General features: G+C 68.9%; 21 protein-coding genes and 1 tRNA gene. 9 read left to right on the top strand and 13 right to left on the bottom strand.

Features of this window, described 5'->3' with window-relative positions:
* Position 1 precedes the first annotated feature (1 nt).
* Positions 2 to 805 (top strand): HAD-IIB family hydrolase, encoded by an 804-nt coding sequence (locus WC493_RS05285; RefSeq protein ID WP_373063257.1) that lies wholly within the window; start codon positions 2 to 4, stop codon positions 803 to 805.
* Here the strand turns inward: WC493_RS05285 and WC493_RS05280 are convergent, their stop codons facing one another.
* The 5 genes from WC493_RS05280 to WC493_RS05260 all read right to left on the bottom strand — a co-directional run bounded on the left by WC493_RS05280 (position 806) and on the right by WC493_RS05260 (position 7,277).
* Positions 806 to 1,174, bottom strand: coding sequence for a helix-turn-helix domain-containing protein (locus WC493_RS05280; RefSeq protein ID WP_373063255.1), 369 nt, complete (start codon positions 1,172 to 1,174; stop codon positions 806 to 808).
* A 127-nt stretch (positions 1,175 to 1,301) separates the two neighbouring features.
* Positions 1,302 to 3,125 carry a translational GTPase TypA gene (gene typA / locus WC493_RS05275; RefSeq protein WP_373063253.1) on the bottom strand — a complete coding sequence of 608 codons (1,824 nt, stop codon included), beginning with the start codon at positions 3,123 to 3,125 and terminating at the stop codon, positions 1,302 to 1,304.
* A gap of 200 nt (positions 3,126 to 3,325) precedes the next feature.
* Complete coding sequence (locus WC493_RS05270; RefSeq protein WP_373063251.1) at positions 3,326 to 4,231, bottom strand: DUF3592 domain-containing protein; 906 nt, start codon at positions 4,229 to 4,231, stop codon at positions 3,326 to 3,328.
* Positions 4,228 to 4,650 carry a DUF3592 domain-containing protein gene (locus WC493_RS05265; RefSeq protein WP_373063249.1) on the bottom strand — a complete coding sequence of 141 codons (423 nt, stop codon included), beginning with the start codon at positions 4,648 to 4,650 and terminating at the stop codon, positions 4,228 to 4,230. The genes WC493_RS05270 and WC493_RS05265 overlap by 4 nt, the downstream gene beginning before the upstream one ends.
* Positions 4,647 to 7,277: a GNAT family N-acetyltransferase gene (locus tag WC493_RS05260; RefSeq protein ID WP_373063247.1), complete on the bottom strand. Its 2,631-nt coding sequence runs from the start codon at positions 7,275 to 7,277 to the stop codon at positions 4,647 to 4,649. The genes WC493_RS05265 and WC493_RS05260 overlap by 4 nt, the downstream gene beginning before the upstream one ends.
* 67 nt (positions 7,278 to 7,344) lie before the next feature.
* Between WC493_RS05260 and WC493_RS05255 the strand changes: the two genes are divergently transcribed.
* The gene (locus tag WC493_RS05255) at positions 7,345 to 8,328 is read left to right on the top strand and encodes an NADPH:quinone oxidoreductase family protein (protein WP_373063245.1); all 984 of its coding nucleotides are present in this window, start codon (positions 7,345 to 7,347) and stop codon (positions 8,326 to 8,328) included.
* On the opposite strand, the gene WC493_RS05250 is transcribed toward WC493_RS05255, so the two are convergent.
* From WC493_RS05250 to WC493_RS05235, 4 genes are all read right to left on the bottom strand, one after another.
* Complete coding sequence (locus WC493_RS05250; RefSeq protein ID WP_373063293.1) at positions 8,312 to 9,394, bottom strand: glycosyltransferase family 4 protein; 1,083 nt, start codon at positions 9,392 to 9,394, stop codon at positions 8,312 to 8,314. The genes WC493_RS05255 and WC493_RS05250 overlap by 17 nt on opposite strands.
* 47 nt (positions 9,395 to 9,441) lie before the next feature.
* The gene (locus WC493_RS05245; RefSeq protein WP_373063291.1) at positions 9,442 to 10,284 is read right to left on the bottom strand and encodes a UDP-2,3-diacylglucosamine diphosphatase; all 843 of its coding nucleotides are present in this window, start codon (positions 10,282 to 10,284) and stop codon (positions 9,442 to 9,444) included.
* 661 nt (positions 10,285 to 10,945) lie between these two features.
* Positions 10,946 to 11,443 (bottom strand): N-acetyltransferase family protein, encoded by a 498-nt coding sequence (locus WC493_RS05240; RefSeq protein WP_373063243.1) that lies wholly within the window; start codon positions 11,441 to 11,443, stop codon positions 10,946 to 10,948.
* Between the two features lie 10 nt (positions 11,444 to 11,453).
* Positions 11,454 to 12,371, bottom strand: coding sequence for an N-formylglutamate amidohydrolase (locus tag WC493_RS05235; protein ID WP_373063241.1), 918 nt, complete (start codon positions 12,369 to 12,371; stop codon positions 11,454 to 11,456).
* Positions 12,372 to 12,585: 214 nt separating this feature from the next.
* On the opposite strand from WC493_RS05235, the gene WC493_RS05230 reads away from it, so the two are divergent.
* A tRNA-Val gene (locus WC493_RS05230) sits at positions 12,586 to 12,660 on the top strand.
* Positions 12,661 to 12,845: 185 nt separating this feature from the next.
* Positions 12,846 to 13,610: an SDR family NAD(P)-dependent oxidoreductase gene (locus tag WC493_RS05225; protein ID WP_373063238.1), complete on the top strand. Its 765-nt coding sequence runs from the start codon at positions 12,846 to 12,848 to the stop codon at positions 13,608 to 13,610.
* Here WC493_RS05225 and WC493_RS05220 read toward each other — a convergent pair whose 3' ends face one another.
* On the bottom strand, positions 13,611 to 15,188 hold the full coding sequence (locus tag WC493_RS05220) for a gamma-glutamyltransferase family protein (protein ID WP_373063236.1): 1,578 nt from the start codon (positions 15,186 to 15,188) through the stop codon (positions 13,611 to 13,613).
* A 116-nt stretch (positions 15,189 to 15,304) separates the two neighbouring features.
* Here WC493_RS05220 and WC493_RS05215 point away from each other — a divergent pair, with 116 nt between their 5' ends.
* Complete coding sequence (locus WC493_RS05215; protein ID WP_373063234.1) at positions 15,305 to 16,192, top strand: polysaccharide deacetylase family protein; 888 nt, start codon at positions 15,305 to 15,307, stop codon at positions 16,190 to 16,192.
* Positions 16,193 to 16,195: 3 nt separating this feature from the next.
* On the opposite strand, the gene WC493_RS05210 is transcribed toward WC493_RS05215, so the two are convergent.
* Complete coding sequence (locus tag WC493_RS05210) at positions 16,196 to 16,894, bottom strand: hypothetical protein (protein WP_373063232.1); 699 nt, start codon at positions 16,892 to 16,894, stop codon at positions 16,196 to 16,198.
* Between the two features lie 167 nt (positions 16,895 to 17,061).
* Here WC493_RS05210 and WC493_RS05205 point away from each other — a divergent pair, with 167 nt between their 5' ends.
* The 3 genes from WC493_RS05205 to WC493_RS05195 all read left to right on the top strand — a co-directional run bounded on the left by WC493_RS05205 (position 17,062) and on the right by WC493_RS05195 (position 19,917).
* Positions 17,062 to 18,297, top strand: coding sequence for an acetyl-CoA C-acetyltransferase (locus tag WC493_RS05205; RefSeq protein WP_373063230.1), 1,236 nt, complete (start codon positions 17,062 to 17,064; stop codon positions 18,295 to 18,297).
* A 119-nt stretch (positions 18,298 to 18,416) separates the two neighbouring features.
* Positions 18,417 to 19,199, top strand: a complete 783-nt coding sequence (locus tag WC493_RS05200) for an SDR family NAD(P)-dependent oxidoreductase (RefSeq protein WP_373063228.1) — start codon at positions 18,417 to 18,419, stop codon at positions 19,197 to 19,199.
* Between the two features lie 76 nt (positions 19,200 to 19,275).
* Entirely contained in the window at positions 19,276 to 19,917 is a 642-nt protein-coding gene (locus tag WC493_RS05195) for a TetR family transcriptional regulator (protein ID WP_373063226.1), read from the top strand.
* On the opposite strand, the gene WC493_RS05190 is transcribed toward WC493_RS05195, so the two are convergent.
* Positions 19,914 to 20,693, bottom strand: a complete 780-nt coding sequence (locus tag WC493_RS05190; protein WP_373063224.1) for a VOC family protein — start codon at positions 20,691 to 20,693, stop codon at positions 19,914 to 19,916. The genes WC493_RS05195 and WC493_RS05190 overlap by 4 nt on opposite strands.
* Positions 20,694 to 20,744: 51 nt before the next feature.
* Here WC493_RS05190 and WC493_RS05185 point away from each other — a divergent pair, with 51 nt between their 5' ends.
* Entirely contained in the window at positions 20,745 to 21,191 is a 447-nt protein-coding gene (locus WC493_RS05185) for a MarR family winged helix-turn-helix transcriptional regulator (protein WP_373063222.1), read from the top strand.
* Between the two features lie 98 nt (positions 21,192 to 21,289).
* Here WC493_RS05185 and WC493_RS05180 read toward each other — a convergent pair whose 3' ends face one another.
* Entirely contained in the window at positions 21,290 to 22,225 is a 936-nt protein-coding gene (locus tag WC493_RS05180) for a LysR family transcriptional regulator (RefSeq protein WP_373063220.1), read from the bottom strand.
* Positions 22,226 to 22,275 lie beyond the last annotated feature (50 nt).

The following is a 22,275-nucleotide window of genomic DNA, read 5'->3' as shown; positions in this document are numbered from 1 at the left end:
GATGGTGCTGCCGCTGGGCGCCTTCCCCGCCGCGGCGCGGGCGAAGGTCGATTTCGTGCTGACCGATGTCGACGACACGCTGACCCTGCACGGCCGCCTGCCGGCCATCGCCTATGCCGCCATGGAACGGCTGACCGCCGCCGGTATCGCGGTCGTTCCGATCACCGGCCGCTCGGCCGGCTGGTGCGACCTGATGGCCCGGCTGTGGCCGGTGGCCGGCGTGATCGGCGAGGGCGGCGCCTTCTATTTCACCCTCGATGCCGCCGCGGGCAAGATCCGGCGCCGCTACTGGAAGCAGGACGCGGCGGAACGCGCCGCCGACCGGGCGAAGCTGGCCCTTCTCGCCGAAGAGATCCCCCGCCTGGTGCCCGGCTCGGCCGTGGCGGCGGACCAGTTCTGCCGCGAGGTCGATCTCGCCATCGATTTCCGGGAAGACGTGGCGCCACTGCCCTGGGAAGCGGTCGACCGCATCGTCGCCCTGTTCGAAGCGGCGGGGGCGACGGCCAAATATTCGACCGCCCATGTGAACGGTTGGTTCGGCGCCTTCGACAAGCTGGCCATGACCCGGGTCTTCTTCGCCGAGCATTTCGGCCTCGACCTCGACGCGGCCGCGGATCGCATCGCCTATATCGGCGACAGCCCGAACGACGTACCGATGTTCGGCCGTTTTCCGAATGCGGTCGGCGTCGCCAACATCGATTTCTTCGGCGACCGCCTGACCGTGAAGCCCGCCTATGTCACGCGGGCCGAGGGCGGCGAGGGCTTTGCCGAACTGGCCGAAGCCCTGCTCGCCGCCCGGCGCTGATCAGGCCGCCAGCGAGGTTTCCGGCACCTTGGGCAGGGCGGCGGCCATGGCGCGCACGAGGTCGAGCAGGCGTTCCTGCTGGCCGGCGGGCAGGGCCATGAAATTGCGCGCGACCTCGGCGGCGTCGCGGCTCAGGGTTTCGGTCGGCGTCGCCGCCTGGTCGTAGAAATAGGCGGCCGGCACTTCGAGCGCCTGGGCGATCGACGACAGGCGGCCGGCCGAGACCTTGGCCCCGCCGGTTTCATATTTCTGGATCTGCTGGAATTTCAGGCCGACGCGACGCGCCAGCTTTTCCTGCGACAGGCCGAGAAGCCAGCGGCGTTCGCGGATGCGGCGGCCGATCTCGATGTCGAGCTTACTGATGGGCATGATAAAGTTCCCAATACGGATGTTAATGCATCCATATTGGCACTATTTCGGCGAGACGCAATCCCGTTTCGCTCATGCCCGGCACGGGACGCCACCCTCGGTTGGGGCGGCGTCCCGCGGTGCGGGATCAGGCGCTCTCGGCCGAACGCGACATGCGCTTGCGCTCGTTCGAATCGAGGTAGCGCTTGCGCAGGCGGATCGACTTGGGCGTCACTTCCACCAGTTCGTCGTCGCCGAGATAGGCGATGGCCTGTTCCAGGCTCATCTTGCGCGGCGGCGTCAGGCGCACGGCCTCGTCCTTCGAGGTGGTGCGGATGTTGGTGAGCTGCTTGCCCTTGAGCGGGTTGACCTCGAGGTCGTTGTCGCGGGTGTGCTCGCCGATGATCATGCCCTCGTAGACCTTCACGCCGGGGTCGATGAACATCGGACCACGGTCTTCCAGGTTCCACAGGGCATAGGCGACGGACTCGCCGGCGCCGTTTGAGATCAGCACGCCGTTGCGACGGCCCGGGATCGGCCCCTTGTAGGGGGCATATTCGTGGAACAGCCGGTTCATCAGGCCGGTGCCGCGGGTATCGGTCAGGAATTCGCCGTGGTAGCCGATCAGGCCGCGCGACGGGCAATGGAAGACCAGGCGGGTCTTGCCGCCGCCCGACGGGCGCATTTCCTTCAACTCGCCCTTGCGGAGCGAGACTTTCTCGACGACGACGCCGGTGAATTCGTCGTCGACGTCGATCACCACTTCCTCGATCGGCTCCAGACGCTGGCCGTTCTCTTCCTTGAAGAGGACGCGGGGGCGGCTGATCGACAGCTCGAAGCCTTCGCGGCGCATCTGCTCGATCAGGATGCCGAGCTGGAGTTCGCCGCGGCCGGCGACCTCGAAGGCGTCGCCGCCGGGGGCGTCCGAGATCTTCAGCGCGACGTTGCCTTCGGCTTCGCGCATCAGGCGCTCGCGGATGACGCGGCTCTGGACCTTGCTGCCCTCGGTGCCGGCGAGCGGCGAATCGTTGATCGAGAAGGTCATGGCCAGGGTCGGCGGGTCGATCGGCTGGGCCTTCAGGGGCTGGCTCACTTCCAGGGCGCAGATCGTGTCGGCCACGGTGGTGACGGTCAGCCCGGCGATGGCGACGATGTCGCCGGCCGAAGCCTCTTCCACCGGCACGCGCTCGATGCCGCGGAAGGCGAGCAGCTTGGACAGGCGGCCCTGCTCCAGCAGGGTGCCATCGACGCCGAGGGCCTTCACCGCCATGTTCTGGCGCGCGACGCCCGACTGGATGCGGCCGGTCAGGATGCGGCCCAGGAAGGGATCGCTCTCCAGCGTGGTCGCCAGCATGGTGAAGGGCTGGTCGACGTTGCCGACGACCGACGGCTGCGGCACATGGGCGAGCACGAGGTCGAACAGCGGCGCCAGGGATTCGCGCGGATCGTCGATATTGGTGACGGCCCAGCCCTGCTTGCCCGAGGCATAGAGGATCGGGAAGTCGAGCTGCTCCTCGTTGGCGTCGAGCGCCGCGAAGAGATCGAAGACTTCGTTCAGCACTTCGTCGGGGCGGCTGTCCGGACGGTCGATCTTGTTGATCAGCACGATCGGGCGAAGGCCGAGGCGGAGCGCCTTGCCGGTGACGAATTTCGTCTGCGGCAGCGGGCCTTCGGCGCTATCGACCAGGACGACGACGCCGTCGACCATCGACAGGATGCGTTCGACTTCGCCGCCGAAGTCGGCGTGGCCGGGGGTGTCGACGATATTGATACGGGTGTCCTTCCAGACGACCGAGGTCGGCTTGGCCAGGATGGTGATGCCGCGTTCCTTTTCCAGGTCGTTGCTGTCCATGACCCGCTCGGCCACCTGCTGGTTGGCGCGGAACGTGCCCGACTGCCGCAGCAGCTGGTCGACGAGGGTTGTCTTGCCATGGTCGACGTGGGCGATGATGGCGATATTGCGGATCTGCATGAAACGCGCCTTCCGGGCACTGGCTTTGCGGCCCTTTCGGGGGCCTGCGGCATTGAATGGACCTGCCTGGTCTCGAACCTCGAGGCCGGGTGATCAGGCCGAATTCATCTGAAATGCCGCATCTCGGGCGGCGGCGGAGTATAGCCCGAGTTTATGGCACTGCAACACAAAGTCCCATGCAGCGCCTGCATGGCCCGCCTCTAGGCGGACGGACCTGGCGAACCGAACGTCGGGTCGCGCCGCTCGGCCGGCGGCGGCGGTGCGGGCTTGGGTTCGAGGGCGCGCTTGCCCCGGCGCAGGCTGGCGGCGAAGAGGGCGACGAAGAAGGCGGCACCCGCGATCGCCCCCCAGGTCACGGGGACCGACCAGACCGACCAGAAGGGCTCGATCCGCGCGCCCGTGGCATCGCCCGCGACATAGGTCAGGGTCACCCGCTGGCCCTGGCGATAGATGCCGGGGGCCACGCTGCGGTCGGTGAAATCGACCGCGACGCCGTCCGCGGTCTTGAACTGGATCTTGGGCGCGCCGTCCGCCTCGAGTGCCACCACCTCGCCCTGGGCGCGCGGGAAGCGGTTCAGGGTGGCGACCACCGCCTCATATTGCTGCCAAGCCAGATAAGTGAGGCCACAGGCCCCGGCCAGCAGGACGAGGCGGATCAGGAAGTGCAGGCGCGGCATTTCCTCGGGCCGGCGGCGCCGGCTGGTCATCAGGGCGAGGCCGAAGATGACGGCGAGCGCGCCGCCCCCGACCGGAATGGCGACCGGGCTCCATATCGCGATCAAGTCGCCGGACTGGATCAGGTCGGGCCGGCCGGCGGGCTGCATCAGATGGACCGGCTGGCCCACCGTATAATCGGCCGGATCGGCCGGCGGCAGGCGGAATTCGGCTGCCTTGCCGTCGTCCCCGCGGTAGGCCGCGACCGGCACGACCTCGGCGCTGCCGGGCAGGGGATCGAGGCGGGCGATCTCGGCCACCACGTCCTCGGCATTGCCGAGGCGCTTCCAGGTGGCGATGCCGTCCTGGACGCCGAGCCAGCCGAAGACGCCGCCGGCGACCAGCAGCACGAAACCCAACAGGCGGATGATCAAGACGGCGGCGCCCTTCACGAGGGCCGGCGGCGGCCCTGCCACAGCAGCAGGCCCGACCCGACGGCGATTCCGAGGCCGAATATGCCGAAGATCAGGACGAGAAACCACCGGGTGAAGAAGCCACCGTAGGAAGCGTTCTGCGGATCGGCCGGGTCGTAGTCGACCGCGACCGTCTCGCCCACGTCATAGGCCGGGGGCCGGGCGCAGACGCCGCTTCTGAGTTCGATCGGTTCGCCGGCCGTGGTGGTGAAGGCGACCACCGGGCAAAAGGCCGGCTGCGGGCCGCCTGCCGCTTCGAGCCGGATCACCGTGCCGTCGGCCCGCGCCCCGGCGGCCCGGAGCTGCTGCCGGGCGGCGTAGCCGGCGATCGCCAGGAAGGCGATGGCGAGGCCGGCCGCCAGCCAGCCGAACAGGCGGAGCAGGCGGCCGCCGCTCACAGGGTCAGGACGACATGGGCGATGTCGGGCTCGCCCGGCGTGCCCTTGATCGCGAAGCCGAGTTCGGTACAGAGCTGCAGCATGGTGCGGTTCTCGCGCAGCACTTCGCCGTAGATCTCCTTCATGCCGCGCTCCTTGCCATAGGCGATGATGCGCTCCATGAGAAGCCGGCCGAGGCCGCGGCCGATCCGGTCGGAGCGCAGCAGGACGGCATATTCGCCCTTCTCCCCGTCGGGTTCGCAGACCAGGCGGCCGGTGCCGAACCAGGGCGCCTCGCCCGGCGGGCCTTCGCCCATCAGCACGAAGGCCATTTCGCGGTCGTAGTCGATCTGGGACAGTTTGGCGGCGAAGGCGTGGCTCAGCTCCTTCATGGGCGCGAAGAAGCGGAGCCGCAGGTGGTCGGGCCGTACCTTGGCGACGCCGGCGATCAGCGGTTTTTCGTCCTCCGGCCGGATCGGGCGCAGGATGTAATGCTCGCCGTGGTCGTCCACGACTTCCTGTTCCAGCATCTTGGGATAGGGGCGGATGGCCAGGCGGCGCGAGCCGGGCTGGCTCGGTTCGGCCAGGCGGATCCTGGCGTCGAGCACGATGACGCCGCTCGGGTCGGCGACCATTGGGTTGATTTCGAGTTCGACGATCTCGGGATGGTCGATCGCCATCTGGGCGACGCGGAGCAGGCTCAGCTCGACCGCGCGCTGGTCGACCCCCGGCCGGCCCGGCTGCTCGGCCAGCAGCTTGGCGACCCGGGTGCGGGCGATCGCGTGGCGGGCCAGCGACAGGTTCAGGGGCGGCAGGGCGATCACCCGGTCGCGGATCACCTCGCTCGCGGTGCCGCCATTGCCGAACACGATGATGGGGCCGAACTGTTCGTCCTCGACCAGGCCGAGCAGCAACTCGTGGCCGTCCGGCCGGATCACCATGGGCTCGACCGTGAAGCCGTCGATCCTGGCGTGGGGGGCGCGGGCGGTGACCCGGCGCAGCATCAGCTCGGCCGCGCGGCGGACGTCGTCCGGCTCGTCGAGGCCCAGGGTGACGCCGCCCACCATCTTCTTGTCGATCGGATCGCGCGTCGAAATCTTCAGGACGATGGTGGCGCCGATCCGCTTGGCGTGTTCGGCCGCGTCATGAGGCGTTGCGGCGAAGATCGGCCGCACGGTCGGGAAGCCATAGGCGGCGAGCAGGCGCAGCGCGTCCGGTCCATGCACCCATTCGCGCCCGGCCAGGCGGTGTTCCTCGATCTCGTCGGCGACGAAACGGGCGTCGAAGGTGAAATCGGCCGGGACCGAATCCGGGGTTTCCGCCAGCAGGTCCTGGTTCCGGCGGTAGGCCGCCATATGCATGATCGCCCGCGCCGCCTGGCGCGGGGTCGAGAAGGTGGGAACGCCGGCGCCACGCAGGGCGGCGCGGGCCGCCCTGGCTTCGGTCTCGCCCATGAAGCAGGCGATCAGCCGGGGCTGGCGCCGCGTGCCGAAGCCGCGCAAGGTCGCCTCGACCGCCATCAGGGCGGAACAGACGGCGGACGGCGTATGGACCACCAGGATGCCGTCGACCCCGCGGTCGGCCGCCAGCACGGGCAGCACCTCGGCAAAGCGTTCGGGGGGCGCATCGGGCCCGACGTCGATCGGGTTGAGGTCAGACTTCATGCCCGGAATGCCGGCCAGTGCCGCGAGCGTGGCGGTCGACAGTTCGGCCAGGCGGGCGCCTCTGTCATGGATATGGTCGGCCGCCAGAAGGCCGGCGCCATAGCCGTTGGCCAAAATCGCCAAGCGGTCGCCCATGGCGGCGCCGGGCACGCCCAAAGTGCCGGCAGCATCGAATAATTCCTCGATCGCCTCGACCCGGACGCAGCCGGCACGGGCTAGCACGGCGTCGAACACGCCGTCGGTGTCGGCCAAGCGGCGGATCGCCGTGGTCGCCGGCGGCAGCGGGCCGTAGCGCCCGGCCTTCAGCACGACGACGGGCTTGGTACGGGCAGCGGCGCGGAGCGCCGACATGAACTTGCGCGGCTTGGTGATCGATTCGAGGTACATGATGATCGCGCCGGTGGTGTGGTCGAGGGCCAGCCAGTCCAGCACGTCGGCGAGGTCGACGTCGCATTTGGCGCCCAGCGAGACGGCGCGGGAAATGCCGATGCCGTTACCCGCCGCCCAGTCGATCAGCGTGTCCAGGATGCCGTTCGAATGGGTGATGAAGGCGAGCCTTCCAGGCGGCGGCAGCACGGGCGAGACCACGGCCTGGAGGCCGATCGCCGGCACTGCCAAGTTGAAGGCGCCGGGCCCGACGATGCGCAGGCCCGAGGGCGCGGCGGCGGCCAGCATGGCTTCGACCACGGAGGGGTCTTCGGGCGGGGCGCCGACCGCCAGCACCACCTTGCAGCCGCGCGCGCCGAGCTTTTCGATCAGCGCCGGCGTCCGCTCGAGGGCGCCGTTCAGGATGGCGAGATCGGGCACCTCCTCGAGCGCGGCGACGGCTTCCACCGTGTCTTCGGCGACCAGCAGCTTGCCGTGGAAGGGCGCGCGGGTGACACCATTCGCCACCGCGGCGGCCACGGGATCGTCGGTCCGCGCCGGCCCCAGCAGGGCGACCACGCGAGGGTTGAACAGGAAGTCGAGATTACGCACCGTCATGGTCATATCATCCCACGAACAGAGGGCTTCGTCCCGCTATCGATTCGGGACAAGGAGTTAGGATTCGATGAAGGCGATCGTCGCGACCAGCTTGGGTCAGGGGCCGCGCGGGCTGCAACTCCTCGAAATGGCGGCGCCCGTGGCGGGGGCGGGGGAGATCCTGATTGCCGTGCGGGCGGCGGGTGTGAATTTCGCTGACAGTCTCATGTTGGCCGGGCGCTATCAAACCCGGCAACCGCTGCCCTTTTCGCCTGGACTTGAAGTCGCAGGCGAGGTGCTGGCCTGCGGCTCCGGCGTCACCGGCTTCGTCCCCGGTGACCGGGTGCTGGCGATCCCCTCTTACGGCGGCTATGCCGAGCAGGTCGCGGTCTCGGCCGAGCGGGCCGTGAAGATCCCCGACGCCATGGATTACGTGGTCGCCGCGGGTTTTCCGGTCGCCTATGGCACTTCGCACCTCGGGCTCGACTATCGGGCGCGGCTGAAGCCGGGCGAAAAGCTCCTGGTACTCGGCGCCGCGGGCGGCGTCGGCCTGACCGCGGTCGAACTCGGCGTCCTGATGGGCGCCGAAGTGATCGCGGTCGCCAAGGGCGAGGCCAAGCTGGCGGTGGCCAAGGCCCAGGGCGCCCATCACGCGATCGATGCCGAAGTGCCCGATCTCAAGGCGGAAATCCTGGCGACGACCGGCGGCTACGGCGTCGACGTGATCTATGATCCGGTCGGCGGCGCTCTTTTCGAGGCTGGAATGAAATGCGCCGCCTTCGAGGCACGCGCCCTGATCATCGGCTTCGCCTCGGGCGACGTGCCGCAGATCGCGGCCAACCGCCTGCTGGTCAAGAATGTCGACGTGATCGGCTTCTGGTGGGGCGCCTATGCCGACAAGCGGCCCTCGGTGATGGCCGATTCCTTCCGCACCCTGATCGGCTGGTGGGAGGAGGGACGGCTCCGCCCCCATGTCTCCGATACGCGGCCGCTGGCGCTGGCGGCCGAGGCGCTCGAACTCGTGCTCGAGCGGCGCTCGACCGGCAAGGTGGTGATCACCGTCGGCGATTGAACTCGGCCGGCTGGTGCGGGATGCGGGCGGCATGGCGCGGTGCCGGCAGGCCACGCGCCGGCCAGTCCTGCTCGAAGGGAGCGATGTTGCCGACGAATTGCGCCGTCGTCGCCGCCCAGGTAAAGTCCAGGGCATAGGCCCGGCAGGCCGCCGGATCGAGCGCCAGGGCGCGGCGGCAGGCAGCGCCCAGATCCTCGTCCATGACGCCGACGCCCGGCCCCAGCACGTCCTGCGGCCCCGGCACGGGGTAGGCCGCGACCGGCAGGCCGCAGGCCAGCGCCTCCAGCATGACGAGGCCGAAAGTATCGGTCTTGCTCGGAAAGACGAAGACGTCGCCGGCCCGGAAATGCGCCACCAGGTCGTCACCGTGGCGGGCACCGGCGAAATGGACGCCCGGATAGGCCGCCTTCAGGCGCGCCATCTCCGGCCCGTCGCCGACCACCAGCTTGGAACCCGGCAGGTCCAGGGCCAGAAAGGCGTCGATATTCTTCTCGACCGCGAGGCGGCCGACATAGGTGAAGATCGGCCGCGGCAGGTCGGGCAGCAGGTCTTTCGGCCCCGGCGTGAAACGCTCCAGGTCCACCCCGCGCGACCAGGCGCGCAGATTGCCGAAGCCGCGCGCGGCGAGTTCACCGTGCAGCGTCCGCGTCGCTACCATGAGCGCGCGTGAGGGCCGGTGGAAGCGGCGCACGATCGCATAGGTGATCGGCAGCGGCACGCCGAAGCGGGCCTTCACATATTCGGGAAAGCGGGTGTGATAGGCCGTGGTGAAGGGCAGGCCGCGCTTCAGGCAGTAACGCCTGGCAGCCCAGCCGAGCGGCCCTTCGGTGGCGATGTGGATGGCGTCGGGCGCGAAATGCTCGATCATGCGGGCGAGCCGGCGGCGCGGCACCAGCGCCAGGCGGATCTCGCCATAGCCCGGCATGGGGATGCTGCGAAACAGGTCGGGCGAGATGACACCGACCGTGTGGCCGGCCGCCGCCGCCTCGCGCGCCACGGTGTCGAGCGTGCGCACCACGCCGTTCACCTGAGGGTGCCAGGCGTCGGTGACGATCAGCAGGCGCAGCGGCGGCACCATGGGCGCGGGGGTCTCCCGGGCGAGGGCGAGCGCGCTCATTCGACCGCGACGAGGCCGGTCTGACGGGCACGCCGGCCGCTCTGCCGGGTTTCGTATTCCGGCGCCCAGTGCAGGATTTCCAGCCGTCCGTCCAGATGCTCGACCAGGGCGGTGCAGCTCTCCACCCAGTCGCCGTCGTTGCAATAGGTGGTGCCGTCGATGTCGCGGATCTCGGCGTGGTGGATGTGGCCGCAGATCACACCGTCGACATGGTGGCGCCGGGCTTCCTCGGCGACGGCCTCCTCGAAACGCGAGATGTAATCGACCGCGTTCTTGACCTTGTGCTTGAGATAGGCCGAGAGGGACCAGTAGGAGTAACCGAGGCGGCGGCGCAGGCGGTTGAACCAGGTGTTCAGCGTGAGCGCCACGTTGTAGGCCCAGTCGCCCAGGTGGGCCAGCCACTTGGCGTATTTCACGATGCCGTCGAAGGCGTCGCCGTGCAGGACCAGGAAACGGCGTCCGTCGGCCGTGGTGTGGATCGCCTCCATGAGCACGGCGACACCGCCGAAGTGCAGACCGACATAGTCGCGCGCCGCTTCGTCGTGGTTGCCGGGGACGTAGAAGACGCGAGTGCCCTTGCGGGCCTTGCGCAGCACTTTCTGGACGACGTCGTTATGGCTCTGCGCCCAATACCAGGAACGCTTCAGGCGCCAGCCGTCGATGATGTCGCCGACCAGATAGAGCTGGTCCGATTCCGTGTGCTTCAGGAAATCCAGCAGAATGTCGGCCTGGCAGCCGCGGGTGCCCAGGTGGATGTCGGACAGGAAGATGGTGCGGAAGCGGCGCTTGTCCTTGGCGTTGTCGTCACCGTCGCCGTCGCGCGGCTCGAGGGCGGTCAGGGCGCCGGTCCCCAGGGCGTTTTCCAGCGCCCCCTCCTCGGTCAGAGAGCGTCGGGCCAATGCAGGCGGCATCCGAATGGGCAAGGTGTCACCCTCCCGTCACAAAAGGGTAAGTACTGATTTGTCTCCGGCATCAATTACCACAATATTGTGGCGCCACACCCCGAGACGTTCCGAAATGTTGATGGTGTTGCTGCGAGCGCGCATAAATGACGCATCGATGAATTTGGTTACATTGTCGTGACTATTCGACGGGGGGCTGGCGGGCCGAAAGGGCCGCGCGAAGCCCTCGCACGCGCCCGCGAGCGGCTTCCGGTATTGCCGAGTCGAATCGTCCGGCGCGCGCGGCGGGGTGCCCGGGGCGGGGCGAGAATCGGGTGCGTTGCGGCCGGCGTAGTAACCCGATGCCACACCGGGGCGATAAGTTTCGACCCTTTGCTCAAATTTGAAATTTTGTTGTCGCTCAAGGGCTTCGGCGCCCTACGGACAATTTTTTCAAGATCGGGGCTTGGCAATCCCGCGCTGCAATGTCATATTGTGCACCGCGGCATCAGCTTGCTGGTGTCGCTGCCCTTCCTGGGCGTTTCCTCCCTAAACTTGGGCCGCGTTTCGACGCGGCCCCTTTTTTTTGCCGTTACGGTGGCGGGGAGAGAAAGGGGAGTCAGAGGGCGAGCTGCATCAGCACGCTGTCGAGCCAGCGCCCCTTCTTCAGGCCGACGTTCTCGAGCACGCCGCGGTCGGCGAAGCCCATGGCCCGGTGCAGGCCGATCGAGGCGACATTGCCGCTGTCGCCGATCACCGCGACGATCTGGCGGAAGCCCTTGGCCCGGGCCTCCTCGATCAGGCGGCCGAGCAGCGCCCGGCCGATGCCGCGCCCGGTCGCCGCCGGATCGACATAGACCGAATCCTCCAGCGTGAAACGATAGGCCGAGCGCGGCCGATAGGGTCCCGCATAGGCATAGCCGAGCACGGCGCCGCCGTCCTCCGCCACCAGATAGGGGAAGCCGCCGCCGGTCAGAACCTCGAATCGGCGAGTCATCTCGGCCAGGTCCGGCGCCACTTCCTCGAAGGAGGCGAAGCCGGTTTCGACATGATGGGCATAGATCCGTTGGACGGAGTCGAGGTCGCCCGCCCGGGCGGGGCGCACGGTGAAGGTCATGATGGCGCGGTCAGGAGGTCGGTTTCAGGGCATGGTCGGGGATGGCGGCGAGGGCCGAGACCAGGCGGTCGAGATCGCCCTGGAGGCGGTCGAAGCCCTGGTTCGGTTCGAGCCGCGTCTCGTTCATGTAGAGCGCGCGGTTGAGCTCGATCTGCAGGGCGTGGCGGCCGCGCCGGGGCCGGCCGTAATGGTGGGTGATATAGCCGCCTGCATAGGGGTCGTTCCGCGTCACCCGGTAGCCCAGGCCGCGCAGCAGGCTCTCTGCCGTTTCGATCACCAGGGGCACGCAGCTCATGCCGAAACGGTCGCCCAGCACGATGTCCGGCCGGCCCTGGCCGGCGTCGCGCTCGCCCGGGCCGCCGGTCGAAGGCATGGAATGGCAATCGAGCAGCAGGGCGACGCCGTGACGCCGCTCGGCCGTGGCCAGGGCGTCCGCCAGGGCGGCGTGATAGGGCCGGTAACAGGCGACGATTCGCGACTCCGCCTCGGCGAAGGAGAGTTTTTCGCGGTAGATCTCGGCGCCGTCGGCGACCACCCGGGCGATGGTGCCGAGCCCGCCCAGCACCCGGAGCGAGCGGGTATTGGCGAAGGCGGGCAGCACGTCGGCGAACATCGTGGGGTCGAGTTCATAGGGCTCGCGGTTGGGATCGACATAGGCGCGGGGGAAGAGGGCGCGCACCAGGGTCGCCCCGCGGCCCGGCGCACCGCCGAACAGGCGGTCGACGAAACAATCCTCCGAGCGGCGCAAGCTGGTCGGATCGAGGCGCGACTGGCGCAGGAAATCGGCCGGATAGATCGCCCCCGAATGGGGCGAGGAGAGCACCAGCGGCCGCTCCGCCACACCCGTCGGCGGCCGTGTCACCGCGACCGCACCGTCGCCCGTGTCGGCAAGCTGCGGAGATTCGGCGGCGAGAGTGGCGATCGACAAGGGTGGCGGCCTCGAAGCGAAGGTTGATCACCTTAGAATGTGACGATTGCGCCGCCACGTGAAGGCCCGTCCTGCCGATCAGGCCCGGCTTTTCGCGATCACCGGCCCGGATGGCGGTTCGATGAAGGAAAGGGGTTGCCAGCCGCCGCCCAATCTTCTATATCCCCCGTCCTCGGTCGGCGGATGAACCCACCCCCCGGCCCCGGCATGGCCCGGACGCGTAGCTCAGTGGGAGAGCACTACGTTGACATCGTAGGGGTCGCTGGTTCAATCCCAGCCGCGTCCACCATCCTCCCCCCTTCAGTCCCCGGTCTTTTGCCCTTCTGCCGCAGCTTTGTCGCCGTGGCGTGGTGCCGTCGCGTCCGGCCTGCCGGGACCATTGATTCCGTCAATGCCGGCGATTGACGTTACGGCGGTTCCCCCGCAGGGGCCGTGCCCCGATGCTGGCGACGCAATCGTCAGCGGGAGTGCGGCATGGCTTATTCCTTCGCAGGGCAGAGCGTGGTGGTCACCGGGGCCAGCCGGGGCATCGGGCGGGGCATCGCCGAAGCCTTCGCCGCCGCCGGGGCGGATCTGACCATCCTGGCCGACGATCCGGCGACGCCCGCGGCGGCGGCGGAGATCGGGCCGGCGGTCAGGGGCTTTGCCTGCGACATCACCGACGGCGCCGCGGTCGCCCGCGTCTTCGAGGCGCTGCCACGGGTCGACGTGCTGATCAACAATGCCGGGCTCGAACTCTTCACGCCCGTCGCCGATCCGGACCCGGCCGTGGAGGCGCGCTTTCGCCGCATCGTCGAGATCAATGTGATCGGCACCTATCTGGTCACCCGCGCGGCGCTGGGGAAGATGCCGGACGGCGGGCGCATCGTGCTCACCGCCTCGATCTGGGGCAAGACCGGGGCGGCCGGCTTTTCCGCCTATTGCGCCTCGAAACACGCCAATATCGGCTTCATGCGGGCGCTCGCGCTCGAACTGGCACCGCGCCGGATCGCGGTCAATGCGGTCTGCCCCGGCTGGGTCAAGACCGAAGCCTCGATGCGCTCGGTCCGGGCCGAGGCGGCCCATCTCGGCATCGAGCCCGAGGCCCATATCGACGCCATCCTGAAGCGCCAGGCCTTCGGCGGGCTGATGGAGCCCGCCGATGTCGCCGACGCCTATCTCTTCCTGGCAGCCCCCGAGACCGCCCGCAACATCACCGGCCAGACCCTGCATGTCGACCGCGGCGAAGTGATGGACTGATCAGAAGCCCAGCGCCATGCCGTCCTTCCGCTGGTCGGAGCCGCCGAGCAGCAGGCCGCGCTCGCGGTCGATCCAGATCGCCTGGGCGCCGCCGATCGGCTGGTCCGCCCCCAGCAGATGGTGGCCCTTGGCGGCGAGCCGGCCGAGGGTGGCGGGATCGATCGTCGGCTCGACCTCCAAGACGCCGCCGTAGGCAAAGGCGCGCGGCACGTCGATCGCCGCCTGGATGTCGAGCCCGCGGTCGAGGATGCCGGAGAGCAGGGCGGCATGGCCGGCCGCCTGATATTGCCCGCCCATCACGCCGAAGGGCATGACCACCCGGCCGTCCTTCCGCAGCATGCCGGGGATGATCGTGTGCATCGGCCGCTTGCGCGGGCCGATCGCATTGGGATGGCCCTCGACCACGCGGAAGGAGGAACCACGGCTGTGCAGCAATATGCCGGTCGCGGGGTCGAGCCTGGTCGAGCCGAAGCCGTGGAAGATCGAATTGATCAGGGAGATCGCATTGCCGTCGCGGTCGACCGCGCAGATGTAGACCGTGTCGGGATGGCTGAAGTCGCTGGCCAGCGCCGGCGGTCCCGCCCGTTCGGGATCGATCCGGCGGCGCAGCTCTTCCGCCACCCGGGGCGAGAGCAGGGCGTCCGGCGGATAGGGCAGGGCGGCGGGATCGCCCAGCAGGGCGTCGCGGTGGTGATAGGCAAGCTTGCCCGCCTCGGCCTGGAGGTGCAGGCGCTCGGCGAAGGCAAGCTCCGGCCCGAGGTCGAAGCCCGCCAGCATGTTCAGGATCATCAGCGCGGCGACGCCCTGGCCGTTGGGCGGGCATTCCATCACCTCAAAGCCGCGATAATCGGTCGAGATCGGGGCGACGTAATCGGCGCCGTCGGTCATCGCCGCGAAATCCTCGAGCGTGTGCAGCCCGCCGAGGGAACGAAGATAGCCGACCAGGGAGGCCGCGACCTCGCCCTGATAGAAGGCTTCCGCTCCCCGTGCCGCGATGGCGCGCAGATGGCCCGCCAGCTTCGGCTGGGCATGGCGGGCACCGGCGGCGGGGGCGGGCAGGAAGGTGGCGGCGGCTCCGGCATCGCCCGCCACCAGCTCGACCTCCATCGCCCAGTCGTAGGCGACGCGGGGCGTTACCGGATAGCCGTGCTCGGCATAGTCGGCGGCGCGGCGGAACAGGCGGTCGAGCGGCAGGCGGCCGTGGTCGCGGTGCAATCGGCACCAGGCGGCGATGCCGCCCGGCACGGTGACCGCATGGGGGCTGGTCTGGCCGATCTCGCTCACGCCGAGCGAGAGCAGGCGCTCCACCGTCGCCGCGGCCGGCGCCCGGCCCGAGCCGTTGAGGGCGATCACCTCGCCGCCCGCGGGGGCATAAAGGGCGAAGCAATCGCCGCCGAGCCCGGTCATCAGCGGGTCGACCACGCCTTGCACGGCGACCGCGGCCAGCGCCGCATCGACCGCATTGCCGCCCGCCGCCAGCACCTCCACCCCCGCCGCGGTCGACAGCGGGTGGGAAGTGGCGATCATCGCCTCCGTCCCATAGGAGGGCGCCCGGCCCGGCTGGTAGAAATCTCTCATGTCCGCTCTCCCGTCTCGGCCCGACAGGCAAGCGCCCAGCAAGCCGCGCGTCAATGGCCGGCGGTTGACCCCGGTGCTATCGACCCCGAAACTGGGGCGGCGAAGGGATGATGTCGATGCAGCATGCGATGCCCGCCCACCACGGCCGCTACCGCTATTCCGCCCTGCCGGCCCGGCCGCTCTACGATTGGCCGGGGGGACGGCGGCTCGCCTGCTATATCGCCTTGAACCTCGAACATTTCGCCTTCGGCGGCGGGCTGGGGGCCGAGCTGGCACCGGGCGGGCCGCAGCCGGACGTGCTGAACTACGCCTGGCGCGACTATGGCAACCGGGTCGGCGTCTGGCGCCTGCTCGAGCTCTTCGACGATCTCGGCCTGCCGGCGGCGGCGCTGATCAATTCGGCGATCTACGGCCATTGCCCCGAGGTGGCCGACGCCTGCCGTGCCCGGGGTTACGAAGTGGTCGGCCACGGGCGCAGCAATGCCGAACGCCAGGGCGTATTGCCGGAAGACCAGGAACGCCACCTGATCCACGAGTCGACGGCGATGATCGCGGCGCGCGAAGGGGCGGCCCCGGCCGGCTGGCTCGGCCCCTGGATTTCGGAGAGCCGGGTGACGCCGGACCTCCTGGCCGAGGCCGGCTACCGCTACCTGCTCGACTGGTGCATGGACGAACAGCCGGTCTGGCTGACGACCCGGGGCGGCGGGCGCATCCTCTCCGTTCCCTATCCGCAGGAAGTGAACGACATCCCGGCCGTGGTCGGGCGGAAGGAGACGGCGGAAGGCTTCGCCGCCCTGATCACCGAGACGGCGGAAGAGCTGCTGGAGCAATCGGCGCGGGCGCCCCTGGTCATGGGTATCGCCCTGCATCCCTATATCGTCGGCCAGCCGCATCGGCTGCGCGCGCTGCGCCGGGCGCTCACCCATGTGAAGGCGCTGGGCGACGGGATCTGGTGGACCACGCCGGGCGCCATCGCCGCCCACGCGGCGGAATGGGCGCCCTGAGGCTCAGAAACTGGCGACCGCCCGGGTCCAGGTGCGGCCGGGCATCACCGAAATATCGGCCGGCAGGGCCGACATGCCGGCGGTGACGGCATAGCCGATGCCGATCACCTCGGGCGACCAAGCGCCGGTGATCGCGGGCGGCATGCCGAGGGAGACGGGCGGCGCATTCAGGATCAACTGGCCGGCGACGGTGATCACGTCGATGCCGATCTCGACCGAGATGGTGATGCAGTCGCCCGCCAGCATCGAAGGCGCCGGCCCGAACAGGAAGGCGAAATTGCCGCCCGCACCAACCCCGATGTTGGACACCACGCCGACAGACAGGCTGCCATAGAGGCCGACCTCGCCGCCCGCCGCCTTCCGCCAGAAATAGATCCCGGCACCGGCGCCATAGGCGACGCCGGCACCCGCCCCGGCGGTGACACCGTAGGCCATCGTGTAATCCGGCGCCGGCACGCGGATGCGCACGCCCGGAATGATGCCGGAAACCGTCAGGCTGCCCGGCGGCGACGAGGCCGCGGCGGCCGCCCCCGAGAGCAGCCCGCCGATCGAGGAGACGCCGCCGAGGGCCGAAAGCGCGCCCCGGACCAGGGTCTCCTCGCCGAAGCCCGGTGCCTTGTAGCGCCGCGGCGTCACCCGCCGCGCCGAGGAAAGGTCGAGGCCGGTGAAATTGCGGAAGGTGATGCGGGTCTGGCCGGGCATGAGGGCATCCGTCGGGTTCGGTTCGTGACGGTGATCCTGCGCCGATCTCCGGTCAAGTCGGTGCCGGCCGTCACAGAAAGGGCGCAGATTCCAGCCTTGCCAGTGCTCGCCCGGTTTGTTAAATGAACGTTTAAAGCAGAACCGCGACAAGCGGAGGAGAGGAAGCGATGGCACAGGAAGTCTGGATCGTCGACGCGGCCAGGACGCCGCGGGGCATCGGCAAGGTCGGCAAGGGCGGATTGTCGGAAGTCCATCCCCAGCGCCTGCTCTCGACCGTGCTGAAGGCATTGGCGACACGTAACCAGATCGATACCGCCGATGTCGACGACGTGATCGCCGGCTGCGGCAGCCAATGGGGCAAGCAGGGCTTCTGCATCGCGCGCATGGCGGCGCTCGACGCCGGCTTCGACGACGCTGCGCCGGGCATGTCGCTCGACCGTTTCTGCGGTTCGGGCCTGACCGCGGTCAACCTCGGCGCCATGGGCATCATGTCGGGGATGCAGAAGCTGGTCTTCGCCGGCGGCGTCGAATCCATGTCCCATGGCTCCAGCCTGGGCGGCGGCTCGCGCTTCATGGATTCGGGCAATCTACACCTCCGCGAGATCCATCCCCAGCCGCATCAGGGCGTCTGCGCCGATGTCGTCGCGACGATCGAGGGCATCACGCGGGACGACACCGACCGCCTGGCCCTGGAGAGCCAGCGCCGCGCCGACCAGGCGATCAGGAACGGCTATTTCGCCAAGAGCCTGGTGCCCGTCCATCACGACGACGGCCGTCTCGCCCTCGACCACGACGAATTCCCCAGGCCGCAGACCACGCTCGACGGCCTGGCCCAGTTGAAGCCCGCCTTCGCGGCCCTCTACGACTTCCCGCTCGACGAGGACGGCACGAGTTACAGGGCCCTGGTCGAGAAGCGCTTCCCGGACCTGAAGATCGAGCATATCCACCACGCCGGCAATTCGTCGGGCGTGGTCGACGGGGCCGGCGCCGTGGTGCTGGCCTCGCCCGACTACGCCAGGGCGCATGGGCTGAGGCCCCGGGCACGGATCGTCGCCATGGCCAATGCCGGGGACAGCCCGGAACTCATGCTGAACGCACCCGTGCCGGCGACCAAGAAGGCGCTGGCCCTGGCCGGCATGACCATGAAGGACGTCGACCTCGTCGAGATCAACGAAGCCTTCGCCGTGGTGCCGCTCAAATTCATGCGCGACCTCGACGTCGATCCGGCGATCGTCAATGTGAACGGCGGGGCCATGGCGCTCGGCCATCCGATCGGGGCGACCGGCGCCATCATCCTCGGCACCCTGCTCGACGAGATGGAACGGCGGGATCTCTCGGTCGGTCTCGCCACGCTTTGCGCCGCGGGCGGCATGGCGCCCGCCACCATCATCGAACGCATGTAATCAGAAACGTCCTTGCCCGGGCGGTGCATGCGCGGAAGATCGCCGCACGGGCAGGCAGGCGGGCGGATCCGGCTCCTCCCGGGTCCGCCCGACCGACAGGAAACGACAGGAAGGCCATCATGAAACTGGATTCTTCGATCGCCGCCGTGGTCACCGGCGGCGCCTCCGGCCTCGGCGAGGCGACGGCGCGGGCACTGGCGGCGCAGGGCGTGAAGGTCGCCCTGTTCGACCTGAACGAGGCCAAGGGCGAGCAGGTCGCGGCCGAGATCGGCGGCGTCTTCTGCAAGGTGAATGTGACCTCGGACGCCGATGTCGACGCCGGCTTCGCCAAGGCCCGCGCCGCCCACGGCCAGGAACGCATCCTGGTCAATTGCGCCGGCACCGGCAATGCGATCAAGACCGCCAGCCGCGACAAGGCGACAGGCGAGGTGAAGCATTTCCCGCTCGACAGTTTCAACATGATCATCCAGATCAACCTGGTCGGCACTTTCCGCTGCATCGCCAAATCGGCGGCGGGGATGCTGACCCTGCCCCCGCTCGAAGACGGCGACCGCGGCGCCATCGTCAATACCGCCTCGGTCGCGGCCGAGGACGGCCAGATGGGCCAGGCCGCCTATTCGGCCTCCAAGGGTGGCGTGGTCGGCATGACCCTGCCGATCGCCCGCGACCTGATGGGCGAGGGGATCCGCGTCAACACCATCCTGCCCGGTATCTTCGACACGCCGCTGCTCCAGGGTGCGCCGGAGAACGTGAAGGCGGCGCTGGCGGCTTCCGTGCCCTTCCCGAAGCGGCTCGGCAACCCGGCGGAATATGCCCAGCTCGCGCTCACCATGATCACCTGCGGTTACTTCAACGGCGAGGATGTGCGCCTCGACGGCGCCATCCGCATGGCTCCGCGCTGAGTCTCCACCTCGGCTTGCGGCCCGCGGGGGATGATCGTATCTGTTAGTCGACCGACCCCCGCGGGAATCCCTCTTGGTGCGTGAATCACAGACCAGACGACCCCACCCGGCGCCGCGTTCCGAGACCGCGGACCAATTGCTCGCTGCGGCGGCCGCGCTGATGACCGAGCGGAACACGATCGACGTGCCGGTGGCCGATGTCGCCGCCCGCGCCGGCCTGAACGCCGCGCTGGTGAACTATTACTTCCGGACCAAGACGGGGCTGCATATCGCGCTCGTCAGGCGCGACGCCGAAGTGGCGGTCGCGGAGATGAACCGCCTGCTGGCGACCGGGCTTCCCCCGGCCGAGAAGATGCGCCGCCACCTGACCGGCATCATCCGCACCTTCCAGCGCTGCCCCTATCTCTACCGCCTGATGCGGGCCTTGCTGCGCGATGCCGATTCCAAGGCGGCGCGCGAGATCGTCGAATTCTTTTCGAAGCCGGTGATCGAGACGCAGAAGGCGATCCTGCAGGAAGGGATCGCCAGCGGCGCCTTCCGCCCGGTCGATCCCATGATGTTTCATCTCTGCGCCATCGGCGCCTGCGACCAGCTCTTCGCCGAACAGAGCACGCTGCGCTGGAGCTTCGGGGTCGCCGCGATCGACGACGATCTCGCCCGCAGTTACGGCGAATTCGTCGTCGACCTCCTGATGAAGGGCTTCCTGGCCCGCGCCTAGCCGCGGGCGCCGACCAGGGCGAAGGCGCCGCCCTGTGGGTCCAGGCATTGGATGATCCAGGCCCCGCCGGGCACTTCGGTCGGGCCGTGCAGCACGCTGCCGCCGCCCGCCGTCACCTTGCCCATCGCGACGTCGATGCTCTTCACGCAGAAATAGAACAGCCAGAAGGGATGCGGCACTTGCGGCATCTTGGTCATGATGCCGCCGATCGCATCGCCCGAGCCGGGGGTGAAGAGCTGGTAGACGCCCATCGGCCCCATATCCATCGCTTCCCCCTTGGCCCAGCCGAATTGGCCGGCATAGAAATCGAAGGCGGAAGGCCCGTCGCCCGCGCTCAGTTCGTGCCAGCCGGTGACGCCGGGCGTCCCCATGGGCGGCGGCGGCGCGCCCGGTCCGGGCGAAGTCGCCTTGAACAGGCAGAACACGGCGCCCTGAGGATCGGCCGCCACGGCGAAGCGCCCGACGTTCGGGATATCGTCCGGCCCCTTGTGGATCGAACCGCCCGCGGCGGCGACCGAGGCGGCCGCGGCATCGACGTCATCCGCCCAGATATAGCCGATCCAGCCGGGCGTGCCGCCGGCCGCGCAGACTTCGGGCGGCAGGGTCATGGCACCGCCGACCGGCGCGTCGCCCGCGTGGAGGATGTGATAGGTCATGCCCGCCTGGCCGGAATCCGTGATCTTCCAGCCGACCACGTCGCTATAGAAGGCTTCCGCCGCCGCAAGGTCGGTGGTCATCAACTCGTACCAGACGAATTTCCCGTGCAGATCGCTCATGGACGCCTCCCCGTCGTTGACTAAATAAGTTGGTATCAACATAATTGGTCCATGTCAAAGCCCGAGAAGCTACCTTTCGATGACACGATCCGGGTGCGGGACTGCTGCCTGTGCCTGCATGTGCAGCGCGCCGCCCGCCGCCTGGCCCGTCATTTCGACGAGGCACTGCGCCCGCTCGGCCTGACCAACGGGCAGTTTTCCCTGCTCATGTCATTGAACCGGCCGGCGCCGCCGGCCATGGGCTCGGTCGCCGAGCTCCTGGCGATGGACCGCACGACGCTGACGGCGGCGCTGAAGCCCCTGGTGCGCCGGGGCCTGGTCGAGGTGACGCCCGACCCGGCCGATCGGCGCAGCCGCCGCCTGGCGCTGACCGCCGCGGGTCACGCCGTGCTGATCGCCGCCCTGCCGGTCTGGCAGGCCGCGCATGACGGGATCGAGGCCGCACTCGGTGCCGGTGTGCCGGACGCACTGCGCGCCGGCCTGGCGCGCTTAGCCTAGAGCCGATTGCCGATTTGTTGAATCGGCAATCGGCTTGGATGTCTTTGAATTGCGCGGTTTCTTGCGGCAAACCGGTTTCCACTTTGCCGGAAACCGCGCTAGCGCCGCCGCGGCTGGGGCAGCACGTCGGGCAGGAAGCTGCCGGCGTGTTCGACCAGGAAATCGATCAAGGCCCGGCAGGCCGGCACCGGCCGCCGCTGGCCGAGATGCACCACGTGCCATTGCCGGACCACGGGCAGGCCCTTCACGTCGAGCGCGACCAGACGCCCGTCGGCCAGCTCGGCGCCGACCGTGTGGCCCGAGATGAAGGAAATGCCGAGGCAGGCGATCACCGCCTGTTTGATCGTCTCGTTGCTGTCGATCTGCATGCCGATCGGCGGTGCGACATGGGTGCGGGCGAAGAAGCGTTCCATCAGGTTGCGGGTGCCGCTGCCCGGTTCGCGCACCAGGAAGGTCTCTTCCGCCAGCAGGCGGGGCGGGATGTCGCGCTGGCCGGCCAGGCGATGGTCGGGCGGCGCCACGATCAGATGGGGATGGTCGCCGATCACCGAGGCTTCGACATCGAGCTCGACCGGCGGCCGGCCCATGATGGCGACGTCGATCTCGTAATGTTCGAGCCCGCGCAGGATTTCCGCCCTATTGCCGACCGTGAGCTTCAAGGCGATGCCGGGATGCAGCCGGCGAAAGCCGGCCAGCGCCTGGGGGGCGAAATATTTGGCGGTCGAGACGACGCCGATCGAAACCGTGCCCTTGTCGCCGCCGGCGAGGCTGGAGAGCACGGCGACGGCATCGTTCAGCGCCGCCTCGATCCGCTCGACCGCGCTCAGCACTTCGTGGCCGGCGTCGGTCACCACCGTCTCGCCGCCGTGGCGTTCGAGGAGCGGCATGGCCGCCAGGTCCTGCAACTGCTGGAGTTGCATGGTGACGGCGGGCGGAGTCACGTGCAGGGCCTGGGCGGCCTTGGTGACCGAGCCCGTCTTCACCACCGCCTGGAAGGCGCGGAGCTGGCGCAGCGTGGCTTGGCGGAGGTCCATGATACTTCAGGAAAATTGAAGATGGACCGCCAAGTTATAAGAAAATTTGC

It is taken from the genome of Zavarzinia sp. (assembly GCF_041650655.1).
GTDB lineage: Bacteria > Pseudomonadota > Alphaproteobacteria > Zavarziniales > Zavarziniaceae > Zavarzinia.
This window is presented reverse-complemented; position numbering and strand designations above follow the sequence as displayed.

Bases quoted from the DNA above. Each gene is read 5' to 3' on its own strand.
- WC493_RS05285 (WP_373063257.1), top strand. From the start codon at position 2: ATGGTGCTGCCGCTGGGCGCCTTCCCCGCCGCGGCGCGGGCGAAGGTC.
- WC493_RS05280 (WP_373063255.1), bottom strand. From the start codon at position 1,174: ATGCCCATCAGTAAGCTCGACATCGAGATCGGCCGCCGCATCCGCGAA.
- typA (WP_373063253.1), bottom strand. From the start codon at position 3,125: ATGCAGATCCGCAATATCGCCATCATCGCCCACGTCGACCATGGCAAG.
- WC493_RS05260 (WP_373063247.1), bottom strand. From the start codon at position 7,277: ATGACGGTGCGTAATCTCGACTTCCTGTTCAACCCTCGCGTGGTCGCC.
- WC493_RS05255 (WP_373063245.1), top strand. From the start codon at position 7,345: ATGAAGGCGATCGTCGCGACCAGCTTGGGTCAGGGGCCGCGCGGGCTG.
- WC493_RS05240 (WP_373063243.1), bottom strand. From the start codon at position 11,443: ATGACCTTCACCGTGCGCCCCGCCCGGGCGGGCGACCTCGACTCCGTC.
- WC493_RS05225 (WP_373063238.1), top strand. From the start codon at position 12,846: ATGGCTTATTCCTTCGCAGGGCAGAGCGTGGTGGTCACCGGGGCCAGC.
- WC493_RS05220 (WP_373063236.1), bottom strand. From the start codon at position 15,188: ATGAGAGATTTCTACCAGCCGGGCCGGGCGCCCTCCTATGGGACGGAG.
- WC493_RS05215 (WP_373063234.1), top strand. From the start codon at position 15,305: ATGCAGCATGCGATGCCCGCCCACCACGGCCGCTACCGCTATTCCGCC.
- WC493_RS05210 (WP_373063232.1), bottom strand. From the start codon at position 16,894: ATGCCCGGCCAGACCCGCATCACCTTCCGCAATTTCACCGGCCTCGAC.
- WC493_RS05205 (WP_373063230.1), top strand. From the start codon at position 17,062: ATGGCACAGGAAGTCTGGATCGTCGACGCGGCCAGGACGCCGCGGGGC.
- WC493_RS05200 (WP_373063228.1), top strand. From the start codon at position 18,417: ATGAAACTGGATTCTTCGATCGCCGCCGTGGTCACCGGCGGCGCCTCC.
- WC493_RS05190 (WP_373063224.1), bottom strand. From the start codon at position 20,693: ATGAGCGATCTGCACGGGAAATTCGTCTGGTACGAGTTGATGACCACC.
- WC493_RS05185 (WP_373063222.1), top strand. From the start codon at position 20,745: ATGTCAAAGCCCGAGAAGCTACCTTTCGATGACACGATCCGGGTGCGG.
- WC493_RS05180 (WP_373063220.1), bottom strand. From the start codon at position 22,225: ATGGACCTCCGCCAAGCCACGCTGCGCCAGCTCCGCGCCTTCCAGGCG.